15 protein-coding genes are annotated in these 16,984 nt (G+C 70.6%); 14 read left to right on the top strand and 1 reads right to left on the bottom strand.

What is annotated here, in order from left to right; translation table 11 throughout:
• Positions 1-30 precede the first annotated feature (30 nt).
• From VNT50_RS13415 to VNT50_RS13375, 9 genes are all read left to right on the top strand, one after another.
• Positions 31-906: a sulfurtransferase gene (locus VNT50_RS13415; RefSeq protein ID WP_325485611.1), complete on the top strand. Its 876-nt coding sequence runs from the start codon at positions 31-33 to the stop codon at positions 904-906.
• On the top strand, positions 903-2,042 hold the full coding sequence (locus VNT50_RS13410; RefSeq protein WP_325485610.1) for an LLM class flavin-dependent oxidoreductase: 1,140 nt from the start codon (positions 903-905) through the stop codon (positions 2,040-2,042). Before VNT50_RS13415 ends, VNT50_RS13410 begins: the two co-directional genes overlap by 4 nt.
• A complete protein-coding gene (locus tag VNT50_RS13405; protein WP_325485609.1) occupies positions 2,039-3,256 on the top strand; it encodes an acyl-CoA dehydrogenase family protein in 1,218 nt (405 codons plus the stop codon). The genes VNT50_RS13410 and VNT50_RS13405 overlap by 4 nt, the downstream gene beginning before the upstream one ends.
• 79 nt (positions 3,257-3,335) lie before the next feature.
• Positions 3,336-5,003, top strand: a complete 1,668-nt coding sequence (locus VNT50_RS13400; protein WP_325485608.1) for an ABC transporter substrate-binding protein — start codon at positions 3,336-3,338, stop codon at positions 5,001-5,003.
• Positions 5,004-5,007: 4 nt separating this feature from the next.
• Positions 5,008-5,964, top strand: a complete 957-nt coding sequence (locus tag VNT50_RS13395; protein ID WP_325485607.1) for an ABC transporter permease — start codon at positions 5,008-5,010, stop codon at positions 5,962-5,964.
• Entirely contained in the window at positions 5,961-6,875 is a 915-nt protein-coding gene (locus VNT50_RS13390; RefSeq protein ID WP_325485606.1) for an ABC transporter permease, read from the top strand. Before VNT50_RS13395 ends, VNT50_RS13390 begins: the two co-directional genes overlap by 4 nt.
• Entirely contained in the window at positions 6,872-8,542 is a 1,671-nt protein-coding gene (locus tag VNT50_RS13385; RefSeq protein WP_325485605.1) for an ABC transporter ATP-binding protein, read from the top strand. The genes VNT50_RS13390 and VNT50_RS13385 overlap by 4 nt, the downstream gene beginning before the upstream one ends.
• Positions 8,539-9,537, top strand: coding sequence for a ketopantoate reductase family protein (locus tag VNT50_RS13380; protein WP_325485604.1), 999 nt, complete (start codon positions 8,539-8,541; stop codon positions 9,535-9,537). The genes VNT50_RS13385 and VNT50_RS13380 overlap by 4 nt, the downstream gene beginning before the upstream one ends.
• Positions 9,534-10,877, top strand: coding sequence for an FAD-binding oxidoreductase (locus VNT50_RS13375; RefSeq protein WP_325485603.1), 1,344 nt, complete (start codon positions 9,534-9,536; stop codon positions 10,875-10,877). The genes VNT50_RS13380 and VNT50_RS13375 overlap by 4 nt, the downstream gene beginning before the upstream one ends.
• A 101-nt stretch (positions 10,878-10,978) precedes the next feature.
• Here VNT50_RS13375 and VNT50_RS13370 read toward each other — a convergent pair whose 3' ends face one another.
• Positions 10,979-11,335, bottom strand: coding sequence for a carboxymuconolactone decarboxylase family protein (locus VNT50_RS13370; RefSeq protein ID WP_325485602.1), 357 nt, complete (start codon positions 11,333-11,335; stop codon positions 10,979-10,981).
• A gap of 165 nt (positions 11,336-11,500) precedes the next feature.
• Here VNT50_RS13370 and msuE point away from each other — a divergent pair, with 165 nt between their 5' ends.
• The 5 genes from msuE to VNT50_RS13345 all read left to right on the top strand — a co-directional run.
• Positions 11,501-12,124 carry an FMN reductase gene (gene msuE, locus VNT50_RS13365; RefSeq protein ID WP_325485601.1) on the top strand — a complete coding sequence of 208 codons (624 nt, stop codon included), beginning with the start codon at positions 11,501-11,503 and terminating at the stop codon, positions 12,122-12,124.
• Positions 12,125-12,264: 140 nt separating this feature from the next.
• Positions 12,265-13,686, top strand: coding sequence for a hypothetical protein (locus tag VNT50_RS13360; protein WP_325485600.1), 1,422 nt, complete (start codon positions 12,265-12,267; stop codon positions 13,684-13,686).
• Positions 13,687-13,815: 129 nt separating this feature from the next.
• On the top strand, positions 13,816-14,097 hold the full coding sequence (locus tag VNT50_RS13355; protein WP_325485599.1) for a metal-sensitive transcriptional regulator: 282 nt from the start codon (positions 13,816-13,818) through the stop codon (positions 14,095-14,097).
• Positions 14,098-14,187: 90 nt separating this feature from the next.
• On the top strand, positions 14,188-16,314 hold the full coding sequence (locus VNT50_RS13350; RefSeq protein ID WP_414683969.1) for a heavy metal translocating P-type ATPase: 2,127 nt from the start codon (positions 14,188-14,190) through the stop codon (positions 16,312-16,314).
• 74 nt (positions 16,315-16,388) lie between these two features.
• Positions 16,389-16,984, top strand: a 596-nt coding sequence (locus VNT50_RS13345; protein WP_325485598.1) for a DUF305 domain-containing protein, incomplete at its 3' end; no start/stop codon positions are given.

Here is a 16,984-nt window from a genome sequence, read left to right as displayed (position 1 = left end):
ATCGACGTCCGCCGACTCTGAAAGAGAACCGTGTCCCGCATCCTCATCTCCGCCGACGAACTCGCCGCCCTCATCGTCCGCGATCCCGGCGTGCGTCTTCTCGACGTGCGTTGGCGTCTGGACCGTCCGGACGGGCGCCCGGAATACCTCGACGGGCACATCCCCGGCGCCGTATACGTCGACCTCGATCATGAGCTGGCCGAGCACGGCGCACCGACGGACGGCCGGCATCCCCTTCCCTCCACGGCGCGGCTGCAGAGCGCCGCCCGGCGCTGGGGACTGAACGATGGCGAGACCGTCGTGGTCTACGACGACCTCAAGTCGCTGTCGGCGGCACGCGCGTGGTGGCTGCTCACCGACGCCGGCGTCGCCGACGTGCGCATCCTCGACGGCTCGCTGCGCGCGTGGACGAACGCCGGCGGCGAACTGGAGACGGGCGACATCGTTCCCGCCCCCGGCACGGTGACGCTCTCGAGCGGCCGGCTGCCGCAGCTGCGCATCGACGAGGCCGCCGACCTGGCGACCGACGGTGTGCTGATCGACGTGCGCGCAGCCGACCGCTACCGCGGCGAGGTCGAGCCGATCGACCCCCGCGCGGGGCACGTGCCGGGCGCCGTCAACCGCTTCACCGGGGCGAACGTCGATGCCGAGGGCAGATTCCTCGAGCCCGACACCCTGCGCCGCGAGTTCGCGGCCCTCGGCGCCACCGATGGCGAGCCGGTCGGGGTCTATTGCGGCTCGGGGGTCACCGCCTCGCACGCGTTCGTCGCGCTGACCCTCGCGGGCTACAGCCCGGCCCTCTATCCCGGGTCATGGAGCCAGTGGTCGAACCACCCCGACCGTCCGGTCGCCACCGGACCCCACCCCGAGGGCGCTCTCGCGTCCGCGCAGAAGGAGCAGTCATGACCGTCGAATTCATCAGCGCCGTCAACATCCGTCCGGGCGACGAACTCAACCCGCTGCCGGGGCGCGGGCTCGACCCCGACTACCTGCGCCACTACGCCCGCTCGCTGGAGGACGCCGGATTCGACTACACGCTCGTGCCGTACGGCAGCGCCGGCGCCGACTCGTTCGTCGTCGCGACGGCGGTCGCGGCGGTGACCAAGACGATCAAGCCGATCGTCGCCGTGCGCCCGAACACGGTCTTTCCCACGGTCGCCGCGCAACAGCTCGCCACCCTCGACCAGTTCTCGAACGGACGCGCCGTGGTGCACATCATTTCGGGCGGCAGCGACGCCGAGCAGGCGCGACAGGGCGACTTTCTCGACAAGGATGCGCGCTACGACCGCTCGGCGGAGTGGATCGAGATCGTGCGCCGCTCGTGGACGGAGCAGAAGCCCTTCAGCCACGAGGGCACCTACTACCGGTTCGAAGACTTCGGTCCCGGCTTCCGGCCGCACGGCGACATCCCCATCTCGGTCGGCGGATCATCGGATGCCGCCTACCGCGTCGGCGGGGCCCTCGGCGACATCTTCGGTCTCTGGGGCGAGCCCCTCGCCGACACCCGCGACCAGATCACCCGCATCGCCGAGAACGCCGCGCTCGCCGGACGCTCCGACACGCCCCGCATCTGGGTGACCTTCCGGCCGATCGTCGCGGCCACCGACGAATTGGCCTGGGAGAAGGCACACGCCCAGATCGCGACCCTCGCCGAGAACTACGCCAACGCCGGGCTCGTTCCCTACCGCGGACAGACCGGCGCCCCGCAGAACGTCGGTTCGCAAAGACTGCTGGATGCCGCGGCCCGCGGCGAACTGCATGACCGGGCGCTGTGGACCAAACCGGCCGCGGTCACCAACGCGCAGGGAGCCTCGACCGCCCTCGTGGGCAGCTACGAGACCGTCGCCGCGGCGATCCTCGACTACGTCGACCTCGGCGCGGAGCTCGTCTCGATCCGCGGCTACGACAACCTCAACGACGCGATCGACTACGGCCGGAACCTCCTGCCGCTCGTGCGTGAGGAGCTCGCCCACCGCGCCGCGACCGGCGCGCGCGGAGCGATCGTGCCGCAGCCGCCGATCATCGAGGGCGTCCGTTCGTGAGCGCCGTGGCCGCCGCGGCCCTTCGGGAGGCGCGCCTCGATGCGGACTCCCTGAAGGCCGTGACGGCGACGCTGGCGGCGCACGCACCGACCCACGACGCGGACGCGTCGTTCCCGTGGCCGGGCATCCACGCCGTGCACGAGGCCGGCCTGCTCACCGCCTCGGTGGCGGAGCACCACGGCGGCCGGGGGCTCTCGGCCCGCGAGACCGTCGACGTCTTCGCAGCGCTGGGGGAGGGCGATCCGTCCGTCGCGCTCATCTCGGCGATGACCGTGGCGCAGCACGCCTTCCAGGCCGCGTCACCGACCTGGCCCGCCGGGCTCTACGAGAAGGTGCTTCGCGAATCCGCGGAGCGGCCGACACTGCTGAACGCCGTGCGCGCCGAGCCCGAGCTCGGTGCCCCGGCGCGGGGCGGGCTGCCGGCCACGACCGCGCGACGCACCGCGGACGGCTGGTCGGTCTCGGGCCGCAAGGGCTTCGCCACCGGGTCGGAGGGCCTCGCCTATCACGCGGTGTGGGTCGTCACCGACGAAGCCGACCAGCGCGTCGGGCACGTGATCGTGCCGGGCGATGATCCCGGCATCCGCATCGAACGCACCTGGGACCACCTCGGAATGCGCGCGAGCTCGACCCATGACGTGATCTACGACGACGTGCGCGTGCCGTTCGAGAACTTCAGCGGCGCCCCGGTCGGGACCGTGCCCAACAACGGCGCCATTCCCGGGGCGATCGCGCTCGCCGTGCCGGCGCTGTACCTCGGAGTCGCAAAGGCGGCGCTCGCGGCCTTCGTCGAGTTCGCCGGCGCACGCACCCCCACCTCGCTCGGGCGCCCGATCGCGACCCTCGAACGCATCCAGACGGTCGCCGGCGAAGCCCACGCCCAGATCACGCAGGCCGACCTGGTGCTCGGCGCGGTCGCCGCCCAGATCGACGGCGGACGAGTGGTCCCCACGCCCACTCCAGGCAACGCTGGCGCGTTGGCTGGAGCCTCGGAGCGCGTGGGCCCGGCCGCGTCCCTCGGCCTCGTCAAGCTGCTGACCTCGCGCGGGGCGATCGCCGCCGTGCAGGGGATCGTCGCCGCGATCGGCAATCCCGGCCTCACCCGCAGCCTCCCGTTCGAGCGCCACCTGCGGGACGTGCTCTGCGCACGCCCGCACCCCCCGCAGGACGACGCCGCGCTGCTCGCCGCGGGCCGCTCGATCCTGCTTCCCTGACCCCCCGCTCGACGTTTCGTCTCGCTTCGCTCGCTCAACGACCAGACCCCCGCACCACATAAGAGAGGCACCACCCGCCATGAGCACGACCCACCGATTCCGAATTCCCGCGGTCGCCGCGCTGGCCGCGGCATCCGTCGTTCTGATGGCGGGATGCGCCGGCGACGCCGGGGGCGCCGCCACGAAGGCGCCCGAGGGCGACCCCGTCGCGGGCGGAGAGCTGACCGTCGAGTTCTGGCCCGACAACGCCGCGTTCGCCTGCGTCGACCCGTTCCAGACGTACTGGATCGAGCACCGCCAGGTGATCCGCAACGTCGCCGACTCGCTGACCGACCAGAACCCCGAGACCGGCGAGATCGTGCCGTGGCTCGCGACGGACTGGGAGATCAGCCCCGACGGGCTGACATACACGTTCAACCTGCGCGACGACGTCACCTTCAGCGACGGCACCGCGTTCACGGCCGACTCGGTCGTGACCGCGCTCGAGAGCGCGAAGGCCACGCTCGCCGCCGTGCCCGGCGCCTATGGCGGGGTGTACATCGCGGGCTACGCGTCGAGCCGGGCCGTCGACGCCGACACCGTCGAGGTGGACTTCTCGACGCCGAACGCGGCGTTCTTGCAGGGCACCTCCACGACCAACCTGGCCATCCTGGCCGCGTCGTCGTACGCGGCGACGCCCGAGGAGCGGTGCCTGGGCAACGTCGTGGGGTCTGGCCCGTTCGTGCTCGACGACTACACGCCGGCCGAGGGCATCGATCTCTCCAAGCGCGAGGGCTACTCGTGGGCCAGCGCGCTCAACGCACACCAGGGCGACGCCTACCTCGACGCCGTGCACATCAACTACGTCGCGGAGGACAGCGTGCGGGTGGGCAACCTCGCCAGCGGCGCGAGCGATATCGCATGGCCCCGCAACCCCTTCACTCCCGAAGATCGTGCGCTGCTCGAAAGCAGCGGCGCGGCCATCGAGAGCCGCTCGCTGCCGGGGCCCTCATCGGCGTACTACCCGAATGTGAGCGCGGGGCATCCGCTCTCGGAGAAGGCCGTGCGTGATGCGCTGCAGCTCTCGATCGACCGTGAGACGTATGCCGCAACGATCTACGGGCCGGACTATCCCGTCGTGGAGGGACCATTCGACACCACCACGCCGTTCTTCGCCAGCCAGGCCGACGGGCTCGCCTACGACCCCGAGAAGGCCGGCGAGATCCTCGACGAGGCCGGTTGGGTTCTCGAGGACGGCGCGACCTACCGCACCCGCGATGGCCAGACCCTCACTCTGGTAGCGCCGATCACGGCCGAGACGCCCGGTGACGTGCTGCTGCAGGATCAGCTGAAGCAGGTCGGCATCGAGCTGAAGCTCAGCGTCTACCAGGCGGCCGACCGCCCCGCGATCACGGCCAATGGGCAGTACGACCTGCTCGCGACCTACTACACGCGCGCTGACCCCGGTGTGCTGGCGTGGATCCTCGACGAGCGCTACGCCGGGTCGAAGGCGTTCGCGAAGAACGCGCAGACCGCCGAGACGGCAACGAAGGTGCAGGCGCTGTTCGACGCAGGACTGAAAGAAGCGGATGCCGCGGCCCGGGGCGAGATCTACTCCGAGCTGCAGGAGCTGCTGATCGCCGACGGCGTCTCGTTCCCGATCTTCGAGCGCGTGCAGCTCGCGGCGACGGCCGCGGCGGTGCATGGGTTCCGGTTCACGAGCGAGTCGTTCCTGTCGTACTACGACATCTGGAAGAGCGCGGAGTAGCCCCATGACGAGGTACGTGCTCCAGAGGCTCGGCCAGGCCGTGCTGGTGCTGTGGGCCGCCTACACGGTGACCTTCGCGATCCTCTACCTGCTGCCGGGTGACCCCGTCGCCCTGATGCTGTCGGCCAACAACATCGAGGTCGACTCGCTCACGCCGCAGGAGCGGGAGGTGGCCGCAGCCCGACTCGGGCTCGACCGCCCCCTCTGGGAGCAGTACCTCGGCATGCTCGGGGCGGCGCTGCGCGGCGACTTCGGGGTGTCGTTCGCCAAGGGCATCCCGGTCACCGAGCTGCTCGCGCAGCGCCTGCCCGGCACCCTCGCGCTGAGTGCGATCGCGATCGCCCTCGCCCTCGTCTTCGGCGTCGCCACCGCGTTTCTCGCCACCTGGCTGCCCCGGGGCCGGCTCGCCGATCTGCTGCGCCGGCTTCCCGCGGTCGGCGTCAGCGTGCCGAGCTTCTGGATAGGCCTGCTGCTGATCCAGGTGTTCGCGTTCACCCTGGGGTGGTTCCCGGCAATGGGAAACGAGGGCTGGCAGAGCCTCGTGCTGCCGGCGATCACGATGGCCATCCCGAGTGGGGCGGTGCTCGCTCAGGTGCTCGGCCGCAGCCTCGACGCCACGCTGGACGAGGGATACATCGCGACGGCACGGGCGAAGGGCCTCAGCCGCTGGGCGGTGCACGCCCGGCACGCCTTCCGCAACGCCGCACTGCCGACGCTCACGATCCTCGGCCTCCTCGTCGGCGCGACCGTGACCGGGTCGATCGTCGTCGAGACGGTGTTCTCGCGCAACGGCGTCGGCCGGCTCGCGCAGGAATCGGTGCTGGCACAAGACATCCCCGTCGTGCAGGCGATCGTCGTGCTCGCGGCCGCGGCCTTCGTGGTCGTCAACCTGCTCGTCGACCTGCTCTACCCCCTCCTCGATCCCCGCATCGCCCGAACTCCGAGAGTGAGCCGCGCATGACCGATGTGCTCGAAAAGCCCCGCGTCGTTCTCGCACCGCCCGAGACCGCGAGCGCGACCCCGACGCCCCTGCCGGCGGCATCCCACCCGCGTCGGCATCGCGGACCCGTCGTCGGGCTGCTCCGCCGCCCGGGCGTGATCGTCGCCGCCGCGATCGTCGGCTTCGCCATCCTGAGCGCCCTCGCCCCCTCGCTGTTCGCGACGTACGACCCGACGGCGACGGCGCCCGCCGCGCGCCTCCAGCCGCCGGGCCTCGCGCACTGGTTCGGCACCGACGAACTCGGCCGCGACCTCTACTCGCGCGTCGTGCACGGCTCGACCCTGACGATCGCGGCGACGGCACTGGCCATCGGCATCGCACTGGTCGCCGGGCTGGCGCTCGGCGTGATCGCGGGCTTCGTCGGCGGTACGGTCGACTCGGTGACGATGCGTGTCGTCGACGTCTTCCTCGCCATCCCCGGGCTCCTGCTCGCCCTCGCGATCGTGACCGCTCTGGGCTTCGGCACCATCCCCGTGGCCGTGGCGGTGGGCATCGGCATCGTCCCCGGCTTCGCGCGCACCACGCGCGCCGAAGTGCTGCGGGTGAAGACCCTGCCCTACATCGAGGCGGCGCGCTCGGGCGGAGCGTCGTGGGGACGCATCCTGTTCACGCACGTGCTGCCCAATTCGTGGGGGCCGGTGGCGGTGCTGGCGGTGCTCGACTTCGGCGCCGCGATCCTGGCGGTCGCCGCTCTCAGCTTCCTCGGCTTCGGCGCGGCGCCACCGGCCGCGGAGTGGGGCACGCTCATCTCGAACGGGCGCAGCTTTCTCATCACGGCACCGTGGGTCTCGCTGCTTCCGGGGCTGTTCGTCGCCCTGGTCGTGCTGAGCCTGAACCATCTGGCGAAGAGCCTCGAGGAGGTGCAGCGATGAGTGCGAACACGCCTCAGACGGGTTTCGTCATCGACATCCGCGGCCTGGCGGTCGACTACCGGCGCGACGGCCGCGTGACCCACGCGCTGCGCGGCATCGACCTGCACGTGGCGCGCGGGGAACGCGTCGCGATCGTGGGGGAGTCCGGATCGGGCAAGAGCACCGCGGCCCTGGCACTGCTGGGCCTCCTGCCGCACACCGGCCACGTGCGGGCGGGCTCGGCGAGGGTGGCGGGGGTCGAACTCGCCGGTGCGCCTGAGCGCGTCGCTCGCCGCATCCGCGGGCGCGTGGTGGGCCTCGTGCCGCAGGATCCCGCCGTCTCGCTCAATCCGACGCAGCGCATCGGCCACCAGGTCGGCGAGGCGGTGCGCCTTCGGGGCGTGCCGAAGGCGGCCGTCGACGTCGCCGTCATCGAGGCACTCACACAGGCCGGCATCGACGACCCCGTCGCCCGCGCGCAGCAGTATCCGCATGAACTCTCCGGCGGGCTGCGCCAGCGCGTGCTGATCGCGATCGCGCTCGCCGGGCACCCCGACGTGATCGTCGCCGACGAGCCGACCAGCGCGCTGGATGTCACCGTCCAGCGACGCATCCTCGACCACCTCGACTCGCTGGTCCGAGAGCGAGGCATCGCCCTGGTGATCATCACGCACGATCTCGGCGTCGCGGCCGACCGCGCCGACCGGGTGGTGGTGCTGCAAGACGGCCTGATCGTCGAACAGGGGTCGGCGATCGAGGTGCTGGCAAGCCCCGTGCACGCCTACACGAAGCGACTGGTGGCCGCCGCGCCCGGGCTGACGTCCGTCGCGCCGGGGTCGACATCCGCCGCACCGGATGCCGTTGCGCCGGGCCGCCCGCCGGATGCCGACTCTCCGGTGCTCGTGCGCTGGGAGGGCGTCGTCAAGGAGTTCGCGCCGCCCCGGGGGGCGGCATCCACGGTGCTCCGCGCCGTCGACGATGTGACACTCGAGGCGCGGGCCGGCCGCACGCTGGCGATCGTGGGGGAGTCCGGCTCCGGCAAGACCACCCTGCTGCGCATCGCCCTGGGTCTGGAGGCGCCGACCCGCGGACGGGTGCTCTTCGACGGCACCGACATCTCCTCGCTCGGCTGGCGGGCGGCGAGACCGCTGCGCCGCCGGTTCCAGCTCGTGCAGCAGAATCCGTTCGCCTCGCTCGATCCACGGTTCTCGATCGGTCGCAGCATCGCCGAACCGCTCGTCTCGCTCGGCATCGGAACACGTCAGACCCGTCACGCCCGGGTGGCGGAGCTGATCGACCTCGTCGCGCTGCCGACGGATGCCGCCCGCCGACGCCCATCGGAGCTCTCGGGCGGGCAACGGCAGCGGGCGGCGATCGCGCGAGCGCTCGCGATCGCGCCCGAACTGCTCTACCTCGACGAGCCCGTCTCGGCCCTCGACGTCTCGATACAAGACCAGATCCTGCGGCTGCTGGCCCGATTGCAGAGCGATCTCGGGGTGGGCTACGTGCTCGTCTCCCACGACCTCGGCGTCGTCGCGCAGGTCGCGCACGAAGTGGCCGTCGTTCGACACGGCCGGCTGCTCGAACGCGGACCCGCGTCGCGAGTGCTGAACGAGCCCACCCACGAATACACGCGGGCGCTTCTGGACGCCGTTCCGGGACGCACCCTCAGGAAGGCAGCCGCATGAGCCGCTACATCGTCATCGGCGCAGGCGCCCTCGGGGCATTGCTCGCCGCGCAGTGGACCACCGCCAAGCTCCCCGTGACCCTGGTCGCCCGCGGAGCGTCCTACGACGCGATCCGGAGCAGGGGCGTTCGCATACGCCGCCCCGAGGGTGATGACGTCATCGCGGTCGACGTCGTCGCGTCGATCGCCGAAGCCAAACCCCTCCCGTCCGACACCATCGTGCTGGCGGTGAAGTCGCAGGATGCCGAATCGGCGATCGCGCAGATCGCGTGGGTGCCGCTCGCCGACCGGTCGGGGGTCGTGGCCGACCTCCCCATCCTCACGCTCCAGAACGGGCTGGCCAGCGAAGACGCGGCGCTGCGACGCTTCGATCGCGTCATCGGCGTGTCGATCGGGATCCCCGCGTCTCACCTCGAACCGGGCGTCGTCGTCTCGCCGGCGAAGCCTGTCGTCGGTGTGGCGTGGATCGGCGGATACCCCTCGTCGCAGCCGAGCGAGGAAGAACGCCACCGCGGCGCGTTCGCGCTGGCGGGGTTCGCGGCGCTGATCGAGCCCGACATCGCGGCCGCCAAACGGCGGAAGCTCATCGCCAATCTCCGCAACGTCGTCGACGTCTTCGAGGCCGCCCTCGAAGAGCAGGAGCACGCCGAAGCGGCGCTGACCGAGGAGGCACGCCGGGTCTTCGCGGCGGCACGACTCGCCGTCGCGCCGCCGCCCTGGGATGCACCTCGCCTTGAGGTCGCCGACGTTCCCGGGCACGAGCCCGGACACCTCTCCACCTGGCAGAGCTTCGCGCGCGGGGCCTCGAGCGAGGTGGACTTCCTCAGCGGCGAGATCGCGCTGATCGCGCGGCAGCACGGTGTCGCCGCCCCCCTCAATGCCGCCGTCGCCCGAGAACTCGGCGCGCTGGCGGCGCGCGGAGGACGCCCCGGCGAGGTGCCGCTGCCGCCGGAGTTCGCCTCCGGCTCGCTCACCCGCGAGCACCTGCGCGCATGAGCGTGCACGCACCGCTCGCCGGCGTGCTCACCGACGCCGAGGTGCTGCGGGCGGCCTCGACCGACAGGTCCGGCTGGGCGGGCAGCGATCCGGGGGGCGTTGTCCGCCCGCGTGAGGTCGCCGACATCCAGACCCTTCTCGCTTGGGCGCACCGCACCGGCACGCCCGTCGTCGCACGGGGAGCCGGGACCGGGCTGGCGGCCGGGGCGGTCGGGGTGGCGGGTGCGATCGTGCTCGATCTGTCGCGGCTCGACCGCATCGTCGAAGTCGACGTCGACGAGCAGCTCGCGCGTGTCGAACCCGGCGTCATCACCGCAGACCTGGATGCCGCGGCATCCGCTCATGGCCTGATGTACGCGCCCGACCCCGGCAGTGTCGGCATCTCGACGATCGGCGGCAACATCGCGACGAACGCGGGCGGACTGCGGGGCGCCAAGTACGGCGTGACCCGCGACCATGTGCTCGCGCTCGACGTCGTGCTCGCCGACGGCACGCTCGTTCGCGTCGGACGCGACACCATCAAGGGCGTCACGGGATACGACCTCGTCGGGCTCTTCACCGGCTCGGAGGGAACGCTCGGCATCATCGTCGGGGCGACCCTTCGGCTCATTCCCCGCCCCACCCGCACCGCGACGGCGACCGCCTACTTCGCCGACATCGGCACCGCCGCGCGCGCCGTGACGGCGATCACCCGCTCCGGAGCCCGGCCCGCTGTGCTCGAGATCCTCGACGGGCCCACTCTGGCGGCGATCGACGACCTCGAGCGCACAACCCTGCGCGAGCGCGGAGAAGCGCTGCTGATCATTCAGACCGATGGGTTCGGTGCGGAAGAAGAGCTCGACGTTCTGACGACGGCGATCGCGTCTCTCGCCTCGCACGTGCAGACGGCGACGGATGCCGCGGCATCCGAATCGCTGCTGTTCGCGCGTCGGCGTGCGCTGCCCGCCCTTGAGGCCCTCGGCCGCACCCTGATCGAAGACATCGCCGTGCCGCGGCGGCGGATGGCGGAAGCGATCGATCGGATCGCCGCCATCGCCCGGGAGGAGGGCGTGCGCATCTTCGTGTTCGGCCACGCCGGCGACGGCAACCTGCATCCGATCATCGTGACCGAACACGCCCCGGCGGATGCTCCGGTGCCCGCCGCGGCGCTCCGGGCGGCCGACCGGATCTTCGCGCTCGCACTCGAGCTCGGCGGCACCATCACCGCCGAACACGGCGTCGGCCGGCTCAAGCGGGGGTGGGCCCAGCGCGAACTCGGACCCGATGTGCACGCGCTGCAGCGCCGGCTCAAGGAGCTGTTCGACCCCCGGGGGATTCTCAATCCCGGCAGCAGCATCTGACGCGCGGGGGGAGCTGCGCGAGCGAGGAGCCGGCGAGCCTCAGGCGGGTGCACCCAGTGCGGGTGCAGCTCGGTGCGGGTGCGCCTCAGTGCGGGTGCAGCTCAGTGCTGGTGCGCCGGCACCGCGGCATCCTCGGCGAACTTGAACGCGAGGCGGCCGTGGGCGAAGCCACCCCCTGCACGGATGGCGGTGGCGACCCACGCCGCCTCGGCCAACTCGGCGTCGGTCGCGCCGGCGCGCACCGCCTTCTGCGTGTGGCCGTCGATGCAGTACACGCATTGCGTCGTGATCCCCACGGCCAGGGCGATGAGCTCCCTGAACTTCAGCGGAATCGCCCGCCCCTCGGGAGCGAAGACCGCGCCGTCGAACTCGGCCCAGGCCTTGAGGATGTCGGGCGTCTCGCTCTTGTACACGCGCGTGTATGCGCGGTCGCCTTCGCGATCGAAGAAGTCGCTCATCAGTGGTGTCCCTTCACGGCACGGGCGGCGGAGCACCGCGCCGGACTGCCACGCTATCCGCGTGCGAAACCGCCCGGCCGCGACCATTACGCGCCGTGACGCCCGTGTGACGCCCGGTGTCGACCCGGCCGGACGCGTATCGTTCGATCGACGTACCGTCGCTTCATGACCACGATCGCAGCCAACCGTGAATCCGCGCTCACGCCGCCCTCCTTGCGCCCACCGCTGAAGATCGTCGGGGTGTCGGGTTCGCTGCACACGCCGAGCAAGACCACCGCTCTGGTCTCGGCGATCATCGACGAGGTCGGCCGCCAGGCGCGCATCGAGTCGCAGCTGATCGAACTCGCCGAGATCGGACCCGCGCTCGCCGGTGCCTTGCGCCGCGACGACCTCGCACCGGATGCGACCGAGGCGCTGCGTGCGATCGAGGGTGCCGACCTTCTCGTGGTCGCGAGCCCGGTCTACCGAGCATCGTTCACCGGCCTCTTCAAGCACCTGTTCGACTTCGTCGACCAGTACGCGCTCGTCGGTCAGCCGGTGCTGCTGGCGGCGACCGGCGGCGGTGAGCGCCATGCGCTGATCATCGAGCACCAGCTCCGTCCGCTCTTCGGCTTCTTCCAGGCGATCACGCTTCCGCTGGGGGTCTACGCCAGCACGGCCGACTTCGACGGCTATGAACTCCGCAACGAGGCAGCGATACGGCGCATCGAGCAGGCTGTCGGGCGGGGGATGCCGCTGATCGAACAGGCCGCTCAGCTGCAGATCTCGGAGTACGTGTCGACCTGGTGAGCGCTGCTTTCAATTCCTGAAAGCGGGAGGTGCTCGCCGACGGTCTCTCGGGGCGGGCTGCACATGAAGCGAATGTGCTTCTGCGCGGGCAGATCACTCCGGTACTATGCGGCGCAAGGCCGACAGGGGGAGATGGCGACATGATCCGAACTGAATCCCGTTCTGTTCTGGCGGGCTTGGCGGGCCTCGCGCTCGCGCTGCCGCTGGTGGTGGTGGTCGTGCCGGGCGCATCCGCCGCCGATGCAGCCGTGACCACGTGCGGCGAACTCTCCACCGCCCTGCAGGCGGGCGGCAGTGTCGTGCTCGGTGCCGACATCGGCACGATCAGCGCGCTGTGCCCGCCGGTCGCAGTCGGAGCGGGGAAGTCCGTCGTACTCGACCTGGCGGATCACGCAGTGTACGTCGGCACGCTCGATCCGTCGGGCGGTGCCGGATTGCTCGTTCCCTCCTCCTCGAGGTTGGAGATCGTCGGCGTGACCGGTGCCACTGACGACCAGAGCGGGACGCTGGCGGCGTTCGGAGGCGCCGGAGCCGGCATCGGCGCCGAACCCGGGACCGGTGATGCCGGGTACATCGGGATTCGCGGCGGTTCCATTCACGGCAGCAGCGCGACCGGAGCCGGGATCGGCGGCTCCGACGCGGGCGCGCTGATCCAGATCTTCGGGGGGCGGGTGGATGGCCGTGCGCCGGATCGTGCGTTCCATCCCGCCGCCGACAGCGGCGCGGGCATCGGCGGCGGCCGGGCCGGCGATTCCTCCGTCGACATCAGCAATGCCGTCGTCCGAGGCGAGTCGTGGTCTGGCGCGGGCATCGGCGGCGGCAGCGAGGGAAACGGCGTCGTGACGACCTGGACGTACGACCGTCCCCTCAGGAGCGACCGAATCGATGTCGAGGGCGTGAGCGAGCGAGGAGCCGGCATCGGTGGCGGCGAGCGCGGCGTCGGCTCTGTCCACTTCAACGCCGGTTCCGTCGTGGGCCGCTCCACGGGACCCGGTGTGGGAATCGGCGATCCGAGCGGGACCGGCACCGTTGGCATCGGAAACTGGGCCCACGTCTCGGCGACGTCGATCCGAAGCTCCCGGACCAGTGTTCTCGGCGGGTCGCTGCTTCTGCCGGACGGGGTCGCCTCGGCGACCCCGCGGCCGATCGACAACTACCGGCAGCTCGTGCCGGTGCACCTGATCGTCCGACGGAACGGCGTGCCGGTCAACGAACCGGGCCTCACGATCGAGCTGCTGGAAGTCGGGGGTGCGCCGGGATACTTCAGCACTGTTGTCGACGGGAACTTCGCATACGCGTGGCTCCGGCCCACCAGAACATCCGTCGCCGTCGAGCTCGACGGCGAACGGAAGGTGTTCTCGGTCATCGCCAACGGCGACCAGGCCACTCCGGTATACCTCGACTTCGGCAGGCTGACCCTCGAGCAGCGGATCGTCACGCGCTACCTCGATCTCGTGCACCGCATGAGCAGTGACGCCGCGATCCAACGCATCGCCGATGAACTGCGCGTATCGACGACCACCGTCCGGTTCTGGCTGCGACGGGCGGGCGAGCTCGGTTGAGGCCGGTGGCCGGCGGCGAGGCGCAGCCGGCCATCGTTCAATCGCGCTGGCTTAGTGGCCATGCGGGGGAGCGGGAATGCCCCGGCGCTGAGTTGACATCTGGATACCCTAGGGGGGTATGGTATCCGCATGAACGGTTACACGGGCAGCAAGGACGATCTGCTCAAGCGGCTGGGGCGCGCCGAGGGCCAGGTGCGCGGGATCGCGCGCATGGTCGAGGACGACCAGTACTGCATCGACATCCTCACGCAGGTGTCGGCAGCGACGAAGGCGCTCGAGACCGTCGCCCTCTCCTTGCTTGCTGACCATCTCAGCCATTGTGTCGCGGAGGCCAGCGCCGAAGGCGGACCGGTGGCCGAGCAGAAGATCCGCGAAGCCAACGAGGCAATCGCGCGCCTCGTCCGTTCCTGACCCACACACCCCTCCCTGGAGGCATGGCAAGCGGTCCCGCCTGATCGTGCATCCGCGTTCCCGCGGGCGTGAACAGTGAAGGAGCTCATAATGAGCCAGCACGACCACCAGCACACACCTCTCGCCACCCCCGACCCGCACGCCGGTCACACGCCCCCGGGACACGGTGACGCCTCGTTGGCACACGGAGCGCACGACCACGCGGCGATGAGCGGGTACGGCGGCCACGCCGGGCATGCCGGACACGGCCACCATGTCGCCCAGTTCCGGAGGCTGTTCTGGATCATGCTGATCCTCGCCATGCCGGTCGTCGGGTTCTCCTCGATGTTCGCGCTGATTCTCGGCTACCCGCTGCCGGACGCGGCCTGGGTGGCATGGGTGTCCCCGGTTCTCGGCACCGTCATGTACGTCTGGGGCGGGGCGCCGTTCCTCACCGGCGCGGTCAGCGAGCTGCGCGCACGCAAGCCCGGGATGATGCTGCTGATCGGCCTCGCGATCACCGTCGCGTTCGTCGCCTCCTGGGGCGCCACGCTCGGGATCCTGCACCACGAGCTGGACTTCTGGTGGGAGCTGGCGCTGCTGATCGTGATCATGCTCCTCGGTCACTGGATCGAGATGCGCTCCCTTGCGCAGACCACCTCCGCCCTGGACTCCCTCGCCGCGCTGCTGCCGGACGAGGCAGAAAAGGTGCAGGGCGACACCACGGTGACCGTCGCTCCCGCCGACCTGCAGGTAGGCGATGTGGTCGTGGTCCGGCCCGGTGGCCGCGTGCCCGCGGACGGACGCATCGTGCAGGGCTCCGCGTCGATGGATGAGTCGATGATCACCGGAGAATCCCGCCCGGTGCGGCGCAGCGATGGCGACCCGGTCGTCGCCGGCACCGTCGCGACCGACTCGGGTGTCCGGGTGCAGATCACGGCAGTCGGCGATGACACCGCCCTCGCCGGCATCCAGCGGCTGGTCGCGGAAGCGCAGAACTCCACCTCACGCGCACAGCGACTCGCCGATCGCGCAGCGGGGTGGCTATTCTGGTTCGCGCTTGTCGCCGCGGCGATCACCGCCGTGGTGTGGACGATATTCGGGATGCCGGATGAGGCGGTCATCCGCACCATCACCGTCCTCGTCATCGCCTGCCCCCACGCCCTGGGTCTCGCGATCCCCCTCGTGGTGTCGATCGCCACCGAACGCGCCGCCCATGCCGGCGTGCTGGTCAAGGATCGGCTCGCCCTGGAGAGCATGCGGACCGTGGACACGGTGCTGTTCGACAAGACCGGAACCCTCACCAAGGGCACCCCCGCCGTCACCGGCATCCATCCCGTCGTCCCCGCCATCACGGCGGACGAACTACTTGCTCTGGCCGCCGCCGCGGAGGCCGACTCCGAGCATCCCCTCGCGCGCGCCATCGTGACCGCCGCCAAAGCCAAGCAGCTCACCGTCGCACCCTCAACCGACTTCGCATCCTCGCCGGCTGTCGGTGTCCGCGCCCGCGCCGACGGGCACACGATCCACGTCGGCGGGCCCCACATGCTCGAGCAGGAGCACGGCGCAGAGCTGCCGGTCGCCGAGCAGTGGCGGAGCGAGGGCGCGATCATCTTGCACGTGCTCGTCGACGGGAAGGTCGCGGGGGCGCTGCGCCTGGCCGACGAGATCCGTCCCGAGTCCCGCCAGGCCGTCACCGGCCTGCATGACCGGGGTGTGCAGGTGGTGATGATCACCGGCGACGCGGAAGCGGTCGCCCAAGCCGTGGCGAACGAGCTGGGCATCGATCGCTTCTTCGCGGGCGTCCGCCCCGAAGACAAGGCATCCACGGTGAAGGCGCTACAGGCCGAAGGGCGCAAGGTCGCGATGATCGGCGACGGCGTGAACGATGCCCCCGCCCTCGCGCAGGCCGATGTCGGAATCGCGATCGGCGCCGGCACCGACGTCGCGATCGCCTCCGCCGGCGTCATCCTCGCAAGCGACGACCCCCGCTCCGTGCTGTCGGTCATCGAACTGTCTCGGGCCAGCTACCGGAAGATGAAGCAGAACCTGTGGTGGGCAGCCGGCTACAACCTGATCTCGGTGCCACTCGCCGCCGGCGTGCTCGCCCCGATCGGATTCGTGCTGCCGATGTCCGTCGGCGCGATCCTGATGTCGCTGTCCACGATCGTGGTCGCGCTGAACGCGCAGCTGCTGCGCCGGCTGAACCTGAACCCGGATGCGGTCATCCGCGGCTGACGGACCCGTGCTGATCCCACTGATGCGTCCCTGTGCTCGAGCACACTTCTCACCCACCACCTTGGAGGACCCTCATGAAGATCCGTCCCGCGGCGGCCGCCGCGCTCGCCCTCACCGCGCTTCTCGCCCTCGGCGGCTGCGCAGCCGGCAGCGGATCGGGCAGCGACATGCCCGGAATGAACCACGGCGACAGCACCAGCTCATCCGCCCGGGATGCTGACGCCAACGACGCAGACATCCTGTTCGCCCGCATGATGATTCCGCACCACGCCCAGGCTGTCGAAATGTCCGACATGATCCTCGGCAAAGACGACATCGACGAGCGTGTCGTCGAACTCGCCGAACAGATCAAAGCCGCCCAGCAGCCCGAGATCGACCAGCTCCAGAGCTGGCTCGAAGACTGGGGGTCCGACACGTCCGACATCGGCACCATGGACACCATGGACCACGGCGGCGGCATGATGACCGACGACGACATGGACGCCCTCGACGATGCAACAGGAACCGACGCGTCCCGACTGTTCCTCGAGCAGATGATCCAGCATCACGAGGGCGCGATCGACATGGCGCAGGAAGAGGTCGACAACGGGCAGAATCTGGATGCCATCCAGCTCGCCCGGACCATCATCGACACCCAGACTGCGGAAATAGCGACGATGGAAGAGATCCT

Source organism: Microbacterium sp. (assembly GCF_035554235.1).
In the GTDB taxonomy this organism is placed as follows: Bacteria; Actinomycetota; Actinomycetes; order Actinomycetales; family Microbacteriaceae; genus Microbacterium.
The sequence above is the reverse complement of the archived record's forward strand: the minus strand, read 5'-3'. Positions and strand labels throughout refer to the sequence as shown.